This window comes from Kribbella flavida DSM 17836 (assembly GCF_000024345.1).
In the GTDB taxonomy this organism is placed as follows: Bacteria; Actinomycetota; Actinomycetes; order Propionibacteriales; family Kribbellaceae; genus Kribbella; species Kribbella flavida.
The window spans coordinates 1,420,734-1,434,631 of record NC_013729.1; the positions used below are offsets into that span (position 1 = coordinate 1,420,734).

Annotated in this window: 14 protein-coding genes; 11 read left to right on the forward strand and 3 right to left on the reverse strand. The window is 70.9% G+C overall.

What is annotated here, in order from left to right:
• Positions 1 to 390, forward strand: a complete 390-nt coding sequence (locus tag KFLA_RS06670; RefSeq protein ID WP_012919009.1) for a cytidine deaminase — start codon at positions 1 to 3, stop codon at positions 388 to 390.
• Positions 391 to 448: 58 nt separating this feature from the next.
• The gene (locus tag KFLA_RS06675) at positions 449 to 1,729 is read left to right on the forward strand and encodes a thymidine phosphorylase (protein ID WP_202797171.1); all 1,281 of its coding nucleotides are present in this window, start codon (positions 449 to 451) and stop codon (positions 1,727 to 1,729) included.
• A 20-nt stretch (positions 1,730 to 1,749) separates the two neighbouring features.
• Here KFLA_RS06675 and KFLA_RS06680 read toward each other — a convergent pair whose 3' ends face one another.
• From KFLA_RS06680 to KFLA_RS06690, 3 genes are all read right to left on the reverse strand, one after another.
• A complete protein-coding gene (locus KFLA_RS06680) occupies positions 1,750 to 2,427 on the reverse strand; it encodes a DUF998 domain-containing protein (RefSeq protein WP_012919011.1) in 678 nt (225 codons plus the stop codon).
• A gap of 75 nt (positions 2,428 to 2,502) precedes the next feature.
• A complete protein-coding gene (locus tag KFLA_RS06685; protein ID WP_012919012.1) occupies positions 2,503 to 3,171 on the reverse strand; it encodes a hypothetical protein in 669 nt (222 codons plus the stop codon).
• 140 nt (positions 3,172 to 3,311) lie between these two features.
• A complete protein-coding gene (locus tag KFLA_RS06690) occupies positions 3,312 to 3,911 on the reverse strand; it encodes an ATP-binding protein (RefSeq protein WP_012919013.1) in 600 nt (199 codons plus the stop codon).
• Positions 3,912 to 4,001: 90 nt separating this feature from the next.
• Between KFLA_RS06690 and KFLA_RS06695 the strand changes: the two genes are divergently transcribed.
• The 9 genes from KFLA_RS06695 to KFLA_RS06735 all read left to right on the forward strand — a co-directional run bounded on the left by KFLA_RS06695 (position 4,002) and on the right by KFLA_RS06735 (position 13,838).
• Complete coding sequence (locus KFLA_RS06695; RefSeq protein WP_012919014.1) at positions 4,002 to 4,448, forward strand: hypothetical protein; 447 nt, start codon at positions 4,002 to 4,004, stop codon at positions 4,446 to 4,448.
• 138 nt (positions 4,449 to 4,586) lie between these two features.
• A complete protein-coding gene (locus KFLA_RS06700) occupies positions 4,587 to 5,954 on the forward strand; it encodes an ABC transporter substrate-binding protein (protein WP_041289848.1) in 1,368 nt (455 codons plus the stop codon).
• 10 nt (positions 5,955 to 5,964) lie between these two features.
• Entirely contained in the window at positions 5,965 to 6,918 is a 954-nt protein-coding gene (locus tag KFLA_RS06705) for a carbohydrate ABC transporter permease (RefSeq protein WP_012919016.1), read from the forward strand.
• Positions 6,919 to 6,994: 76 nt separating this feature from the next.
• The gene (locus KFLA_RS06710; protein WP_012919017.1) at positions 6,995 to 7,840 is read left to right on the forward strand and encodes a carbohydrate ABC transporter permease; all 846 of its coding nucleotides are present in this window, start codon (positions 6,995 to 6,997) and stop codon (positions 7,838 to 7,840) included.
• A 14-nt stretch (positions 7,841 to 7,854) separates the two neighbouring features.
• A complete protein-coding gene (locus KFLA_RS06715) occupies positions 7,855 to 9,339 on the forward strand; it encodes a mannitol dehydrogenase family protein (RefSeq protein WP_041289849.1) in 1,485 nt (494 codons plus the stop codon).
• Between the two features lie 78 nt (positions 9,340 to 9,417).
• The gene (locus tag KFLA_RS06720; RefSeq protein ID WP_012919019.1) at positions 9,418 to 10,401 is read left to right on the forward strand and encodes a sugar-binding transcriptional regulator; all 984 of its coding nucleotides are present in this window, start codon (positions 9,418 to 9,420) and stop codon (positions 10,399 to 10,401) included.
• Positions 10,401 to 11,819 (forward strand): xylulokinase, encoded by a 1,419-nt coding sequence (xylB, locus tag KFLA_RS06725; RefSeq protein ID WP_012919020.1) that lies wholly within the window; start codon positions 10,401 to 10,403, stop codon positions 11,817 to 11,819. Before KFLA_RS06720 ends, xylB begins: the two co-directional genes overlap by 1 nt.
• A 151-nt stretch (positions 11,820 to 11,970) precedes the next feature.
• Complete coding sequence (locus tag KFLA_RS35395) at positions 11,971 to 13,155, forward strand: sensor histidine kinase (protein ID WP_049797278.1); 1,185 nt, start codon at positions 11,971 to 11,973, stop codon at positions 13,153 to 13,155.
• Complete coding sequence (locus tag KFLA_RS06735) at positions 13,152 to 13,838, forward strand: response regulator (protein ID WP_012919022.1); 687 nt, start codon at positions 13,152 to 13,154, stop codon at positions 13,836 to 13,838. The genes KFLA_RS35395 and KFLA_RS06735 overlap by 4 nt, the downstream gene beginning before the upstream one ends.
• Positions 13,839 to 13,898 lie beyond the last annotated feature (60 nt).

Below are 13,898 nucleotides of genomic sequence, written 5' to 3' on the forward strand. Positions count from 1 at the left end.
ATGAATGTGGACTGGGGTGTACTGCGCACCGCTGCGGTCGAGGCGATGAGACGGGCGTACGCGCCGTACTCCGGCTTCCCGGTGGGCGCCGCCGCGCTGGTGGACGACGGGCGGATCGTTGCCGGCTGCAACGTGGAGAACGCGTCGTACGGGCTGACCCTGTGCGCCGAGTGCGGGCTGGTTTCCGCGCTGCACGCGAGCGGCGGTGGCCGGCTGGTCGCCTTCACCTGCGTGGACCACAACGAGGAACTGCTCACCCCGTGCGGACGGTGCCGCCAGCTGCTGCACGAGCACGGCGGCCCCGAGCTGCTGATCGAGTCGCCCACCGGCAGCCGTCCGCTGCGTGAGCTGCTGCCCGAGGCCTTCGGACCCGAACACATGGAGGACTAGTGCCGGCCGTCCGAGGTCAACACACTGTCTCCGGCGCACTGACTACGAACGGAGGGCACTGGTGACTTTCGACGCCGTCGACGTGATCCGTACCAAGCGGGACCGAGGTGAGTTGAGCGACGGCCAGATCGACTGGGTGATCGACGCCTACACCCGCGGCGACGTCGCCGACGAGCAGATGTCGTCGCTGGCGATGGCGATCCTGCTGAACGGCATGACCCGCCGGGAGATCGCCCGCTGGACCGCCGCGATGATCGCCTCGGGCGAGCGGATGAACTTCGCCGAACTGTCCCGGCCGACCGCCGACAAGCACTCCACCGGCGGCGTCGGCGACAAGATCACCCTGCCGCTGGCCCCGCTGGTGGCGGCCTGCGGAGTCGCCGTCCCGCAGCTGTCCGGCCGCGGTCTCGGTCACACCGGCGGCACGCTGGACAAACTGGAGTCGATTCCCGGCTGGCGCGCCGCGCTGTCGAACGACGAGCTGATGCGCCAGCTCGACGACGTCGGCGCGGTGATCTGCGCGGCCGGCGACGGACTGGCGCCGGCGGACAAGAAGCTGTACGCGCTGCGCGACGTGACCGGGACGGTCGAGGCGATCCCGCTGATCGCCAGCTCGATCATGAGCAAGAAGATCGCCGAGGGCACCGGCGCGCTGGTGCTGGACGTGAAGGTCGGGACCGGCGCGTTCATGAAGGACCTGGCCGACGCCCGCGAGCTGGCCGAGACAATGGTTGCCCTGGGCACCGACGCGGGGGTGCGCACGGTCGCGCTGCTGACCGACATGTCGACACCGCTCGGGCTCACCGCCGGCAACGCGCTGGAGGTCCGGGAGTCGCTGGAGGTACTGGCCGGCGGCGGTCCGGCCGATGTCGTCGAGCTCACCGTGGCGCTCGCCGCCGAGATGCTCGCCGCGGCCGGCGTGACCGATGTCGACCCGGCCGAGAAGCTCAAGGACGGGACGGCGATGGACGTCTGGCGCCGGATGATCGCGGCCCAGGGCGGCGATCCGGACGCCGAGCTGCCGGTCGCCCCGGAGCAGCACGTGGTCAAGGCCGAAACGTCCGGTGTGCTGAGCCGCCTCGACGCGCTGGCGGTCGGAGTCGCCGCCTGGCGCCTCGGTGCCGGGCGGGCGCGCAAGGAGGACCCGGTTTCACCGGTCGCCGGTGTCGAGCTGCACGCGAAGCCGGGCGACCAGGTCACCGCCGGGCAACCGCTGCTCACCCTGCACGCCGACGACCCGAGCCGCTTCGAGCGGGCACTGGAGTCGCTGGCCGACGCCGTGGAGATCGGTGACGCGTACGACGCGACCCCGCTGGTGATCGACCGCATCACCGCCTGACCGCATCACGCCCGACCACATCACCGCCTGACCGCGGCCCGCCGCCTCCTCGCACCGGAGCTCTCCCGGCGCGAAGGGGTCGGCCGCAGCAAGGTCAGCGCCGCGATCAGCAGCCACACCGGTACGCCGTACGCGGTCACGCGTTCCATTCCGCCGGTCCCCAGGCCGAGGCCGTGCCCGCCGAAGTGCAGGACCATCGCGACGAGTCCGAGCAGACCGAAGCCCACGGCGTACCAGCGGGTGCGGCTGATCGGGCTGTCCGGGCGGAGCAGTCCCGCGAGCAGCAGCGCGAGGTTGCCGCCGAGGAAGATCACCACGGCGCCGCCGAGCACGTGCAGGTCCTCGTTGATGTCGGCGGGGGAGAGCCCGGCCACCATCCAGCCGCTACCAGTTGCCATCAGCAACACCCGGACTGTCCACGACGCCACGCCGCGCGGCCAAGCGGCGTAGGTGAGCAGCACTCCGGCGATGATCAGTACACCGCCGACGACGAACGACCCGTTCATCAGGCCGTGTAGCGGCGAGCAGACGTAGCGGCCACCGAAATCGCCGCAGTGAACGTTGCCGAGGTCACTGATGTTGTTGTCCGCCCAGCTGTAGCGAGTCTTCCAGCTGAGCTGCACGACCACCATCAGAACGAAGAACTGCGTGACCCCGACCGCCCAGGCGGTCGCCCCTAGCTTCGTCAATCTGTCCATGGCTCGACGCTAGGGAGTGCCGCCCGTCGTCGCCCACCGCGCGGGCGCCCGTGCTCGGGTGGCGTACGCGCGACCTCAGCCGGACTTGGAGGAGAGCCGCGCGTACTGCTGGCGACCGACGGTGGCGGCCAACGTCGTGTCGGGAGTCAGGTCGCTGGACACCGGGCCGGTTTCACGGACGCTGATCCGGGCGACCAGCGTGCCGACGACGAAGCTGACCTCGGCGACCGCCTCCGACTCGTCCGGTCCACCGGTCGGCGCGATCCGCCGGCCACTGAGTACGCCCGGCACCCCGCGGACGGCGAACTTCCCGCTGTGCGTCTCCTGGTTCCAGAAGCCGAGCTGCAGGTCCTTGGCCTTCTTCTTCGAGCCGGTCTTGAACAGGCGCACCGTGTACTGCTTCTTGCGGTCCGGGCTGATCCGGCTCGCCTGGTACCCCTCGGTGAAGCTTGCGTTGAGCAACAGCGCGCGGTCCTCGGCGGGGATGGCCGACAGGGTGCCGAGAAAGGACTGGAGGGTGAACGGCCCGCTCAGCTCGCGCGGGTGGGGCGGGTAGCCCTTCGGGACGACGACCAGTACGGCCAGGGCGCTCTTCGGGGTGACGGCAGGCGGTGCGCTGGGAGCGGGTGGTCCGGCGTTCGGCGTACCGGTGGTCGCGGCTCCGGCGTTGCCGCCCGCACAGCCGGCCAGGGCCAGCAGGGCGCAGCCGATCAGCGCCGTCACGCCCGGTGCAGTCCGCCTCACAACTCCTCCGCAACTCAAGGGATTCCGCCTGATCGCACCAGACGAAGATGAACGCCAGGCAACACCGGGACGACAGAACTCGCTGTGAGCAAGGCATCACCCGCGCTGATCGGCAACACCGCGAGCCGAAGACGTCCGTACTAGCGGGTGGTCGCAGCCGCGAGCAGGTCGGCGATGCGGCGGCGGGCGGCTCTGGGGTGCAGGGGTTCGCAGCCGGCGTCGAGGCAGCGGCGGACCACCCGGGGGTCGTCCTTGAGCAGCAGCAGGCCGCGGCGCAGCAGGGTCCACGGGGGTTTGCGGTGCTCGCGGAGGTCGCGCTGGAAGCGGCGGACGAAGGTGACCACCCGGTGGTGCCGCACGCAGATCGCGGCCGCGAGCAGACCGCGCGTCCTCAGCTCGCCGGCGATCTGGTCCGCGAAGATGCCCTCGGCAATCACCAGTGGACTGCCGCCGGTGGTCACCGCGCGGTGGCCGACGGTGGAGTCGACCGCGATGTCGTAGATCGGCATGTCCGCCGACCCTGTCGTACACAGCGTCTCCAGTGCGTCGACCGCGCGGCGGGCGTCCCAGGAGCCCGGGTCGTCCCAGTCGACGATGCCCAGCGGGGAACGCGGCATGGCGTCGTCGTCGCCGTCACGGTAGAAGTCGTCCAGGCGGACGACGGGCAGCCCGACCAGTTCGGCCAGGTGCGACTTCCCGGTCCCGGACGGCCCGGCCAGCAGGACCACACGCGCGCTCACCCGCGCTATTCTCCGTCATCCTGAACACCCGGCTAACACCAGGCATCCGCCCGTCGATGTCACCGGCCCCCCGACCGAGCGGAGCCCCCCATGCCGAACCGCCTGACCCGTCCAGGCATGCTGGCGTACGCCGTCGTCGCGGTGCTGGTCACCGCCCAGGTGATCCGGCTGCTCCGGCTCGACGGCGTCTGGGGGACCGGTCAGACCTGGGCGGCCGCGACCCTGACGGGAATCGGCCTGGCAACGGCCGGCCTCTTCGCCACCTCGGCGATCACCCGGATCCCGTTGATCGAGAGCGATCCTCCGCCGTCCGGCGACGGCCGCCCGCTCAGCCGGTGCGGGGCCTGGGTGGTGGTCGGGCTGACCGCCGTCGGCGTGGTGGTCTCGGCAGCGAGCTCGCTGGACGCCTTCGGTCTCTGGCCGAACCTGCCGGCGGTGTTCGCGCCGTTCTGGGTGCGCCGGCTCGAGGCGGCGTACTGGGAAGGCGTGGAGGAGACCCGGCGAGCGGCCGCAGCCGCGCGCCCCGAGCAGCCGTAACCAGCACTCCGCTCAGGTGAGCAGGCCTGCGCTCTGGTGGGGCGCGAGGCCTTGACACGCCTGCGCGCACCCGGTTCACTCGAGTCTGAGCAACGCCCTGCTCATATGAGCGAATCCGACGGAACGAAGGAGCTGCTCGTGCTGGAACAGCGAAAGCGGATCGGGGCCGTGGCGACCGCTCTGGTCCTGGTGACTGCGGCCAGTGGCTGCGCCGGCTGGGGTGGTGGTGCGGGTGGCGGCGGTGCCGACAGCATCAACGTGCTGATGGTGAACAACCCGCAGATGGTCGACCTGCAGAAGCTGACCGCGGACCACTTCACCAAGCAGACCGGGATCAAGGTCAACTACACCGTGCTGCCGGAGAACGACGTCCGGGACAAGATCAGCCAGGAGTTCTCCAGCCAGGCCGGCCAGTACGACGTCGCCTCGCTCAGCAACTTCGAGATCCCGATCTACGCGACCAGCAAGTGGATCGCCCCGCTGTCGGACTACATCGCCGGCGACCCGAAGTTCAACCAGGACGACGTGCTGAAGTCGATGACCGAGTCGCTCAGCGGCGCCGACGGCAAGGTGTACGGCGAACCGTTCTACGGCGAGTCCTCGTTCCTGATGTACCGCAAGGACGTGCTGGCCGCGAAGGGCATCACGATGCCGGCCAAGCCGACCTGGCAGCAGGTCGCCGAGATCGCGGCCCGGGTGGACAACGCCCAGCCGGGGATGCGCGGCATCTGCCTGCGCGGCCAGCCGGGCTGGGGCCAGCTGTTCGCCCCGCTGACCACGGTGGTGAACACCTTCGGCGGCACCTGGTTCACCGAGGACTGGCAGGCGAAGGTCAACGCTCCGGAGTTCACCGAGGCGACCAAGTTCTACGTCGACCTGGTCCGCAACCACGGCCAGCTGGGCGCACCGCAGGCCGGCTTCACCGAGTGCCTGAACAACGTTGTCCAGGGCAACGTCGCGATGTGGTACGACGCCACCTCGGCGGCCGGTTCGCTGGAGGCGCCGAACTCGCCGGTCCGGGGCAAGATGGGCTACGCCGCGGCGCCGGTGGTGAAGACCGACAGCTCCGGCTGGCTGTACGCGTGGTCCTGGAGCATCCAGGAGGCCAGCAAGAAGAAGGACAACGCCTGGAAGTTCATCTCCTGGGCGTCCAGCAAGGAGTACGAGGAACTGGTCGGCGCGCAGCTGGGCTGGTCCCGGGTGCCGGCCGGCAAGCGCGCCTCGACGTACGAGAACCCGGCGTACCTGAAGGAGGCGGCGGCGTTCGCGGAGCCGACCCGGCAGGCGATCGAGGCGGCCGATCCGCGCAACCCGGGCGTGCAGAAGCGGCCGGCGATCGGGATCCAGTTCGTCGACATCCCGGAGTTCCCCGACCTCGGCACGCAGGTCAGCCAGGACGTCAGCTCGGCGATCGCCGGCCGGATGAGCGTCGACGAGGCGCTGGAACGCGGGCAGGAGCTCGCCGACGACGTCGCCGAGCGCTATCGCTCCCGAGAAGCGAAGTGAGGAAGCCGTCATGAGTGTCGACACCCAGACCCGGCCGGGCGGCCGGCGCGCCGCGGTCCCGCCCGGGGGGCAGTCCACAATGCTGCGCAGGACCGGCGACTGGGCCCGCCGGGCCCCGCTGCTGCCCGCGCTGGTCTTCATGATCCTGGTGACCCAGCTGCCGTTCCTGGTCACGGTCTTCACCTCCTTCATGGACTGGAACGCCTACTACCCCGACGAGCGCGGGTTCGCCGGCGTCGACAACTTCCGCCGGGTCCTCACCGACGCGAACACCCGGCAGGCGATCCTGGTGACGATCCTGCTGACCGCGGCGGTGGTGCTGATCAGCCTGCTGCTCGGGCTCGGGATCGCGTTGCTGCTGGACCGGAAGTTCCGCGGCCGGGGCGTGGTCCGGACGATGATGATCACGCCGTTCCTGGTGGTCCCGGTCGCCGCCGCGCTGCTGTGGAAGCACGCGCTCTACAACCCGGAGTACGGGCTGTTCAACGGGGTGCTGACCTGGATCTTCGGCGACAACGCCCCGCAGCCGGACTGGATCAGCAACCAGCCGTTGTGGTCGGTGATCTTCGCGCTGGTCTGGCAGTGGACGCCGTTCATGATGCTGATCCTGCTGGCCGGCCTGCAGAGCCGCCCGCTGGACGTGATCGAGGCAGCCGGCATCGACGGCGCCAGCCAGTGGGACATCTTCCGGTACATGACGATGCCGCACCTGCGCCAGTACCTCGAGCTCAGCGCCCTGCTCGGCTCGATCTACGTGGTGCAGAACTTCGACGCCGTCTTCACCATCACCTCTGGTGGCCTCGGGACGGCGAACCTGCCGTACACGATCTACCAGACCTTCTACACCGCGCACGACTACGGCCGGGCCTCGGCGGCCGGCGTGATCGTGGTGATCGGCACGATCGTGATCGCGACGCTGGCGCTGCGCTCGGTGTCCACGCTGTTCAAGGAGGAGAGCCGATGAAGGAGCGAAGCGAGTTCATCAGAAAGCACAGCGTGGTCGGAGCCTCCTCCGCGCCCGGCGCGAAGCGAGGACGTGGATGAGTACGCAGGTGGCGATGGTGACCGGCCGGAAGAAGCGTGGCGGTGGCCTCGCGCTGAGCGGGCTGGCCTGGATCGTGGGCACGCTGTTCGTGCTGCCGGTGCTCTGGATGGCGCTGACCTCGTTCCACGCCGAGGAGGACGCGGCGAAGAACCCGCCGGACATCGCCGCGCCGCTCACCCTGGACGGCTACCGCTCGTTCTTCGACACCGGCCCCTGGCCGTCGATCGCGAACTCGCTGACCGCGAGCATCCTGTCCACGGTGCTGGTGATCCTGCTGGCCTTCCCGGCGGCGTACGCGCTGTCGATCAAACCGGTGAAGAAGTGGACCGACGTGCTGTTCTTCTTCCTCTCCACCAAGATGCTGCCGGTGGTCGCCGGACTGCTGCCGATCTACCTGTTCGCCCAGTCGGTCGGCCTGCTGGACAACATCTGGCTGCTGATCGTGCTCTACACCTCGATGAACCTGCCGATCGCGGTCTGGATGCTGCGCAGCTTCCTGGCCGAGGTCCCGGTGGAGATCCTCGAGGCGGCCTCGGTCGACGGCGCCGGCCTGGTCCGCACCCTGCGCTCGGTGGTCGCGCCGGTGGTCACCCCGGGCATCGCGTCGGCGGCGCTGATCTGCTTCATCTTCAGCTGGAACGAGCTGCTGTTCGCGCGGGTGCTGACCGGCACCGTGGCGCAGACCGCGCCGGTCTTCCTGACCGGGTTCGTGACCAGCCAGGGCCTGTTCCTGGCCAAGGTCTGCGCGGCGTCGCTGGTGGTCTCGCTGCCGGTGCTGATCGCCGGGTTCGCGGCACAGGACAAACTGGTCCAGGGACTGTCGCTCGGGGCGGTCAAGTGACGGAGGACATCAACGTGCAGAAACTCAGCCCGGCCACGGTGGACTCGTTCGGCGACCAGGTCGGCGTCCCGCGCTACGACCGGACGGCGGTCCGTGCCGGCATCGTGCACTTCGGTGTCGGCGGGTTCCACCGGGCGCATCAGGCGATGTACCTGGACCGGCTGATGAACGACAACCACGGGGACGGCGCTGCGCTCGACTGGGGCATCTGCGGTGTGGGCGTGCTGCCGCAGGACCGGCGGATGGCCGACGTGATGGCCGCGCAGAACGGGCTGTACACGCTGGTGGTCAAGCACCCGGACGGCACGCTGGAACCGCGGGTGATCGGCTCGATCGTCGAGTACCTGTTCGCGCCGGACGACCCGGAGGCGGTGCTGGCCCGGCTGGCCGACCCGGCGATCCGGATCGTCTCGCTGACCATCACGGAGGGCGGGTACCACGTCAACCAGGTGACCGGTGAGCTGGACGCGAGCGATCCCGGCCTGGCCGCGGACCTCGTCCCGGGGGCGACCCCGGCCGGCGTCTTCGGGTTCGTGGTCGAGGCGCTGGCGCGGCGCCGGGCGGCCGGCGTACCGCCGTTCACGGTGATGTCGTGCGACAACATCCCGGGCAACGGGCACGTGGCGCGCAAGATGCTCACCGCGTTCGCGCGGCTCAAGGACGCCGAGCTGGCCGACTGGATCGAGCGCGAGGTGCGGTTCCCGAACTCGATGGTGGACCGGATCACCCCGGTCACGGCCGAGGCCGACCGGCAGGCGCTGGCCGAGCGGTTCGGAATCGAGGACGGCTGGCCGGTGGTGTGCGAGCCGTTCACCCAGTGGGTGCTGGAGGACGACTTCGGCGGCGACCGGCCGTCGTACGAGGACGTCGGCGTGCAGCTGGTGGACGACGTCGAGCCGTACGAGCTGATGAAGCTGCGGCTGCTCAACGCGAGTCACCAGGCGCTGTGCTACCTGGGTTACCTGGCCGGCTACCGCTACGCGCACGAGGTCTGCCAGGACAAGCTGTTCGTCGACTTCCTGCTCGGCTACATGGACGAGGAGGGTACGCCGACCCTGCCGCCGGTGCCCGGCGTCGACCTGGACCGGTACAAGCACCAGCTGATCGAGCGCTTCGCCAACCCGGAGGTGCGCGACACGCTGGCCCGGCTCTGCGCCGAGAGCTCGGACCGGATCCCGAAGTGGCTGGTGCCGGTGATCCGCGCCCAGCTCGCGGGGGACGGCGCGATCGAGCGGTCGGCGCTGGTCGTGGCCGCCTGGGCCCGGTACGCCGAGGGCGTCGACGAGCAGGGCCGGCCGATCGAGGTGGTCGACCGGCTGCGGGACAAGCTGGTCGAGCGCGCGCAGCACAACCGGGAGCAGCCGCTGCTCTTCGTGTCCGACCGGGACCTGTTCGGTGACCTGGTCGACGACGAGCGGTTCGTAGCGGCGTACACCACTTCGCTCGCGTCCCTGCACGAGCGCGGAGCGCGGGCGACGCTGGAGGCGCGGCGCGGGTGACCGGCAACGGACGACCGGTCGCGGCCGGGGCCTGACAGCGGTTACGGTGCCGGACGGACACGGATTGGGGGCGGGACGGTGAACAACCGGGGACAGACACTCGGCGACAGCGACGAGGACGACGAGCTGCTGGCCGACGTCGCCCGCCGCTACTACCTGGACAACACCTCCAAGGTGGACATCGCCAAGCAGCTCGACCTGAGCCGTTTCAAGGTCGCCCGGCTGCTCGAGGACGCCCGCGAGCGGGGCATCGTCCAGATCCAGATCAAGAGTCCGAGCCCGCTCGACCGGGCCTTGTCCGAGCAGCTCGCCGAGGCTCTCGAGCTGCCGCGCTGCGTCGTCACCGCCACCACCGGTTCCGCCGAGCAGGTGCGGGCGCAGGTGGCCGAGGCCGCGGCCCGGACGGTCGCGCCGCTGGTCCGCGACGGCGATCTGCTCGGCCTGACCTGGAGCCGGGCGGTCGACGCGATGGTCGACCACTTCGATGCCCTGCCGGCCTGCACGGTGATCCAGATGGCAGGCTCGCTGCACGCCCCGGACGGCGGCGGTTCGACCGTCGACCTGGCCCGGCGCGCGGCCGAGCTGGCCGGCGGGACGGCGTACGCCGTGCACGCGCCGCTGGTGGTCGACGACGTCGCCGCCGTCACCGCCCTGCGCCGCCAGCCCGGTATCGCCGACACGCTGGCGATGGCCGATGCCCTGGACGTGTCGGTCGTTGCCATCGGCGCGTGGCGCGCGGGCTGCTCGACCGTCTGGGACGCGGTCTCGGAGCAGGTCCGGGCCGCGGGCCTGGCCGGTGGCGCCGTGGCCGAGGTCAGCGGGCATCTGCTGGACGTGGACGGCAGACTGGTCGAGTCACCGCTGGAGCAGATGATCATCGCGGTGTCGCTGGACCAGCTGCGCCGCCCGGCCGAACGGGTCGCACTGGCCGCCGGCGCGCACCGGGCTCCCGCAGTGATCGCGGCGGTCCGGTCCGGCCTGGTCAGCACCCTGGTGACGACCACCGATCTGGCCCGCGAAGTCCTGCGCCTGCTTGCCGCCTTCGAGAGGAACTCCGTCTGATGTCACAGCAGAAACTGGTCGCCGGTGTCGACTGCTCCACCCAGGCCACCAAGGTGGTCGTGTGCGACGCGGCGACCGGAGAGGTGCTGCGCGAAGGCCGCGCACCGCACCCGGACGCCACCCAGGTCGACCCGGCCGAGTGGTTCAAGGCCTGGGAGATCGCGTCGGACGGGCTGCTGGACGACGTCCAGGCCGTCTCGGTGGGCGGTCAGCAGCACGGCATGGTGCTGCTCGACGCGGACGGTCAGGTGGTCCACCCGGCCGTCCTGTGGAACGACACCAGCTCGGCCGACGCCACCGCTGAGCTCGTCGCGGAGCTGGGACCGGAGGCGTGGGCCGAGGCGACCGGGTCCCTGCCGGTCCCGAGCTTCACCGTCACCAAACTGCGCTGGGTCCGGTCGGCCGCGCCCGACGTCGCCGACCGCGCCGCGGCGGTCGCCCTGCCGCACGACTGGCTGACGCACCGGCTCGCCGCCGGCCGGAACGGGATCGAGGACCTGACCACGGACCGCGGCGACGCGTCCGGGACCGGTTGGTGGTCGCCTGCGACGAACTCGTACCGCACCGACCTGGTCGAGCGGGCCTTCGGACGGTCGCTGGCGCTGCCGCGGGTGGCCGAGCCCGCGGAGACCGTCGGCGAGACCGCCTCCGGCGCGCTGCTGGCCGCCGGGACCGGCGACAACATGGCCGCCGCGCTCGGGCTCGACCTGCAGCCCGGCGACGTGGCCGTGTCGCTCGGCACCAGCGGTACGGCGTTCGCCGTCAGCACGCATCCCACCTCGGACCCGAGCGGCCTGGTGGCGGGCTTCGCGGACGCGACCGGTCGGTACCTGCCGCTGGTCTGCACGCTGAACGCGGCCCGGGTGATGTCCGCGACCGCCCAGCTGCTGGGGATGGACCTGGCCGAGCTGGACGAGGCCGCGCTCACGTCGTCCGGGAGCAACGGCCTGGTGATGCTCCCGTACCTCGACGGCGAGCGGACCCCGGACCTGCCGCACTCCACCGGCCTGGTCTACGGCCTGACCCGCGCGACCATGCAGCCTGCGACGATGGCCCGCGCCGCCGTCGAAGGCATGCTGTGCGGCCTGGCCGACGCCGTCGACGCCCTCCGCGCCCAGGGCCTGCCGGTCCAGCGCGTCCTGCTGCTCGGCGGCGCCGCCCGCTCCCGCGCCGTACAGGCTCTTGCGCCGGCCCTGCTCGGCGCGCCGGTCGTGCTGCCCGAGCCCGGCGAGTACGTCGCCCTGGGCGCCGCCCGCCAGGCCGCCTGGGCCCTCACCGGCACTCTCCCGACCTGGGAAGTTGCCTCCGGCAAGCCCGAGACCGCGATCCTCACCGACGCCGAGGCCGCGGACATCCGAGCCCGCTACGCCGCTGTGCTCAACGGCACCCGCCCGCTGCTGGCCCAGCCTCGACCCTAGACAGAGCTGCTGGTGACCCGTGCGCCGCTGCTGGTCGTGGAGGTAGGGCGGCGGCGCACGTAGTACGCGATGGCCAGAACGAGAACGACCGGGCAGCCGCACTTCCGGTCGCTTCGGGGTCGGCAGCAGGTGGCTGGCCTATGGTTCGAGCATGAGCGAGGAGCGGCCGGTGGGACGGCGGAGGGATCCGTGGGCGGTCGCCGGCGTGCTGGTGGCGGTGGGGTCGCTGGTGGTGGGTGGGGTGTCGGCTGTTGTCGGCGAGCACGCTGGCTCCGGGCGCTTGTGGATCATCCTCGGGGTGGGTGCGGTGGGTCTGGCGGTGTCCTGGTGGGCACCGGTGCTGACCGCGGTGATGGCCGCGCTCCTGGTCGCTCTGGAAGTGGGTGATCCGGCCCCGTGGGGTACCTGGACGGTTGCCGGGGCGCTGTTGTTCCTGTTCGCACTGCGCCGTCCTCGCTTCGACGCGGTCGCCGCCGGTCTGGTGTTTGCCGGGGCCGCGATGGGTGCGGCGTACCTTCCGTGGCTGGACGGCGGTGGCAGCGGAGCGTTCGGGCTGATCGCCCTCGCTGCCGCGATGGTCGGAGTGGGCCAGTGGGTGCAGGCCCAGCGGCGCTACGTCGTCGCCGAGGTGGGACGACGACGGCAGGAGGCCGAGCGGAGACGGGAGGAAGTGGCCCGTCACGTCGCCGAGGAGCGCCTGCGGATCGCCCGCGAGCTGCACGACAGCGTCGCCCACCACCTTGCGGTCGTCAGCGTGCACACCAACGTCGCGAGGGCCAACCTGCTGCGGTCTCCACAGGTGGCCGAGCGTGCGCTCGACGACGTCCAGGTCGCCACCCAGTCCGTGCTGCAGGAGCTCGGAGTGGTGCTCAGCGTCCTTCGAGCCTCGGAACCCGAGCCGGCCCCGTCCACTCCGGTCGATGCCGACCTCATCGACGAGCTGCTGAAAAGCTTCGAGGGCATCGGCCTGAGGGTCGAGACCAAGGGGCTGGATCACCTGCGCGCGCTCGCACCGGTCGCCCGCACCGCCGCGCAACGACTTCTGCAGGAAGGTCTGACCAATGCGCAGCGCTACGGCGACGGTCGCGCCCAGGTTGTCGTCGAGGCTGCCGTGAACGGGTACGTCACCGTGTCGATCCACAACGCCGTCGCGCGGCACGAGACTCCGTCGACCGGACCCGAGCTGGGAAGCGGACTGGGACTGGTGGGCATGGAGGAACGGGTGCAGCTGCTGGGTGGCACCTTCCACGCGGGTCCGGAGCCGGACGGTTTCACGGTGACGGCGAAGCTCCCGGCGGCTGCACCGCGGACCGCAGCGAAGGAGACGCCCGGATGAGCGCGATCCGCGTCCTCGTCGTCGACGACCAGCTGATGATCCGATCCGGGCTCCGTGCGCTGCTGGAGACCGGCGACGGCATCGAGGTGGTGGGCGAGGCTGCCGACGGGCAACGGGCGGTCAGCATGGCGCGCGCTCTCGTGCCCGACGTCGTCCTGCTGGATCTCCGGATGCCGGTGCTCGACGGCGTCGGGGCGATCGCCCAGCTGCGAGCCGATCCGGTCACGGCCGGCATCGGCATCCTGGTCCTGACCACCTTCGACACCGACGAGAACGTGCTCGCCGCACTGAAGGCCGGCGCCAACGGCTTCCTCGGGAAGTCCGCGGACTACGAGGAGCTGAGGCAGGCGGTCGGCAGGGTCGCCGCCGGGGACGCGTCACTGTCCGCCGTCGCGACCAACACCGTCGTGGGGCATCTCGCGAGCACCGCACGCAAGCCGTCGGTTCACGAGCAGGCCTCCGCCGAGGAGCTTCGCAGAGTCGACTCCCTGACGTCTCGAGAACGTGAGGTCGTCACACTGGTCGCCCGAGGGCTCAGCAACGACGTCATCGCCGAGCACCTGTTCATCTCCCCGATGACGGCGAAGACCCACGTCAACCGGGCGATGAGCAAGCTGCACGTCTCGGACCGGGCCCAGCTCGTCGTCGCCGCGCTGCGGGCAGGCCTGCTCGGCGACGACTGACCCGAGCGCGGACGTACTGCGGACGCGGTACGCCGGTACCGCCTCCGGACGACGACCGGG

Bases quoted from the DNA above. Each gene is read 5' to 3' on its own strand.
- KFLA_RS06670 (WP_012919009.1), top strand. From the start codon at position 1: ATGAATGTGGACTGGGGTGTACTGCGCACCGCTGCGGTCGAGGCGATG.
- KFLA_RS06680 (WP_012919011.1), bottom strand. From the start codon at position 2,427: ATGGACAGATTGACGAAGCTAGGGGCGACCGCCTGGGCGGTCGGGGTC.
- KFLA_RS06695 (WP_012919014.1), top strand. From the start codon at position 4,002: ATGCCGAACCGCCTGACCCGTCCAGGCATGCTGGCGTACGCCGTCGTC.
- KFLA_RS06705 (WP_012919016.1), top strand. From the start codon at position 5,965: ATGAGTGTCGACACCCAGACCCGGCCGGGCGGCCGGCGCGCCGCGGTC.
- KFLA_RS06710 (WP_012919017.1), top strand. From the start codon at position 6,995: ATGAGTACGCAGGTGGCGATGGTGACCGGCCGGAAGAAGCGTGGCGGT.
- xylB (WP_012919020.1), top strand. From the start codon at position 10,401: ATGTCACAGCAGAAACTGGTCGCCGGTGTCGACTGCTCCACCCAGGCC.
- KFLA_RS35395 (WP_049797278.1), top strand. From the start codon at position 11,971: ATGAGCGAGGAGCGGCCGGTGGGACGGCGGAGGGATCCGTGGGCGGTC.
- KFLA_RS06735 (WP_012919022.1), top strand. From the start codon at position 13,152: ATGAGCGCGATCCGCGTCCTCGTCGTCGACGACCAGCTGATGATCCGA.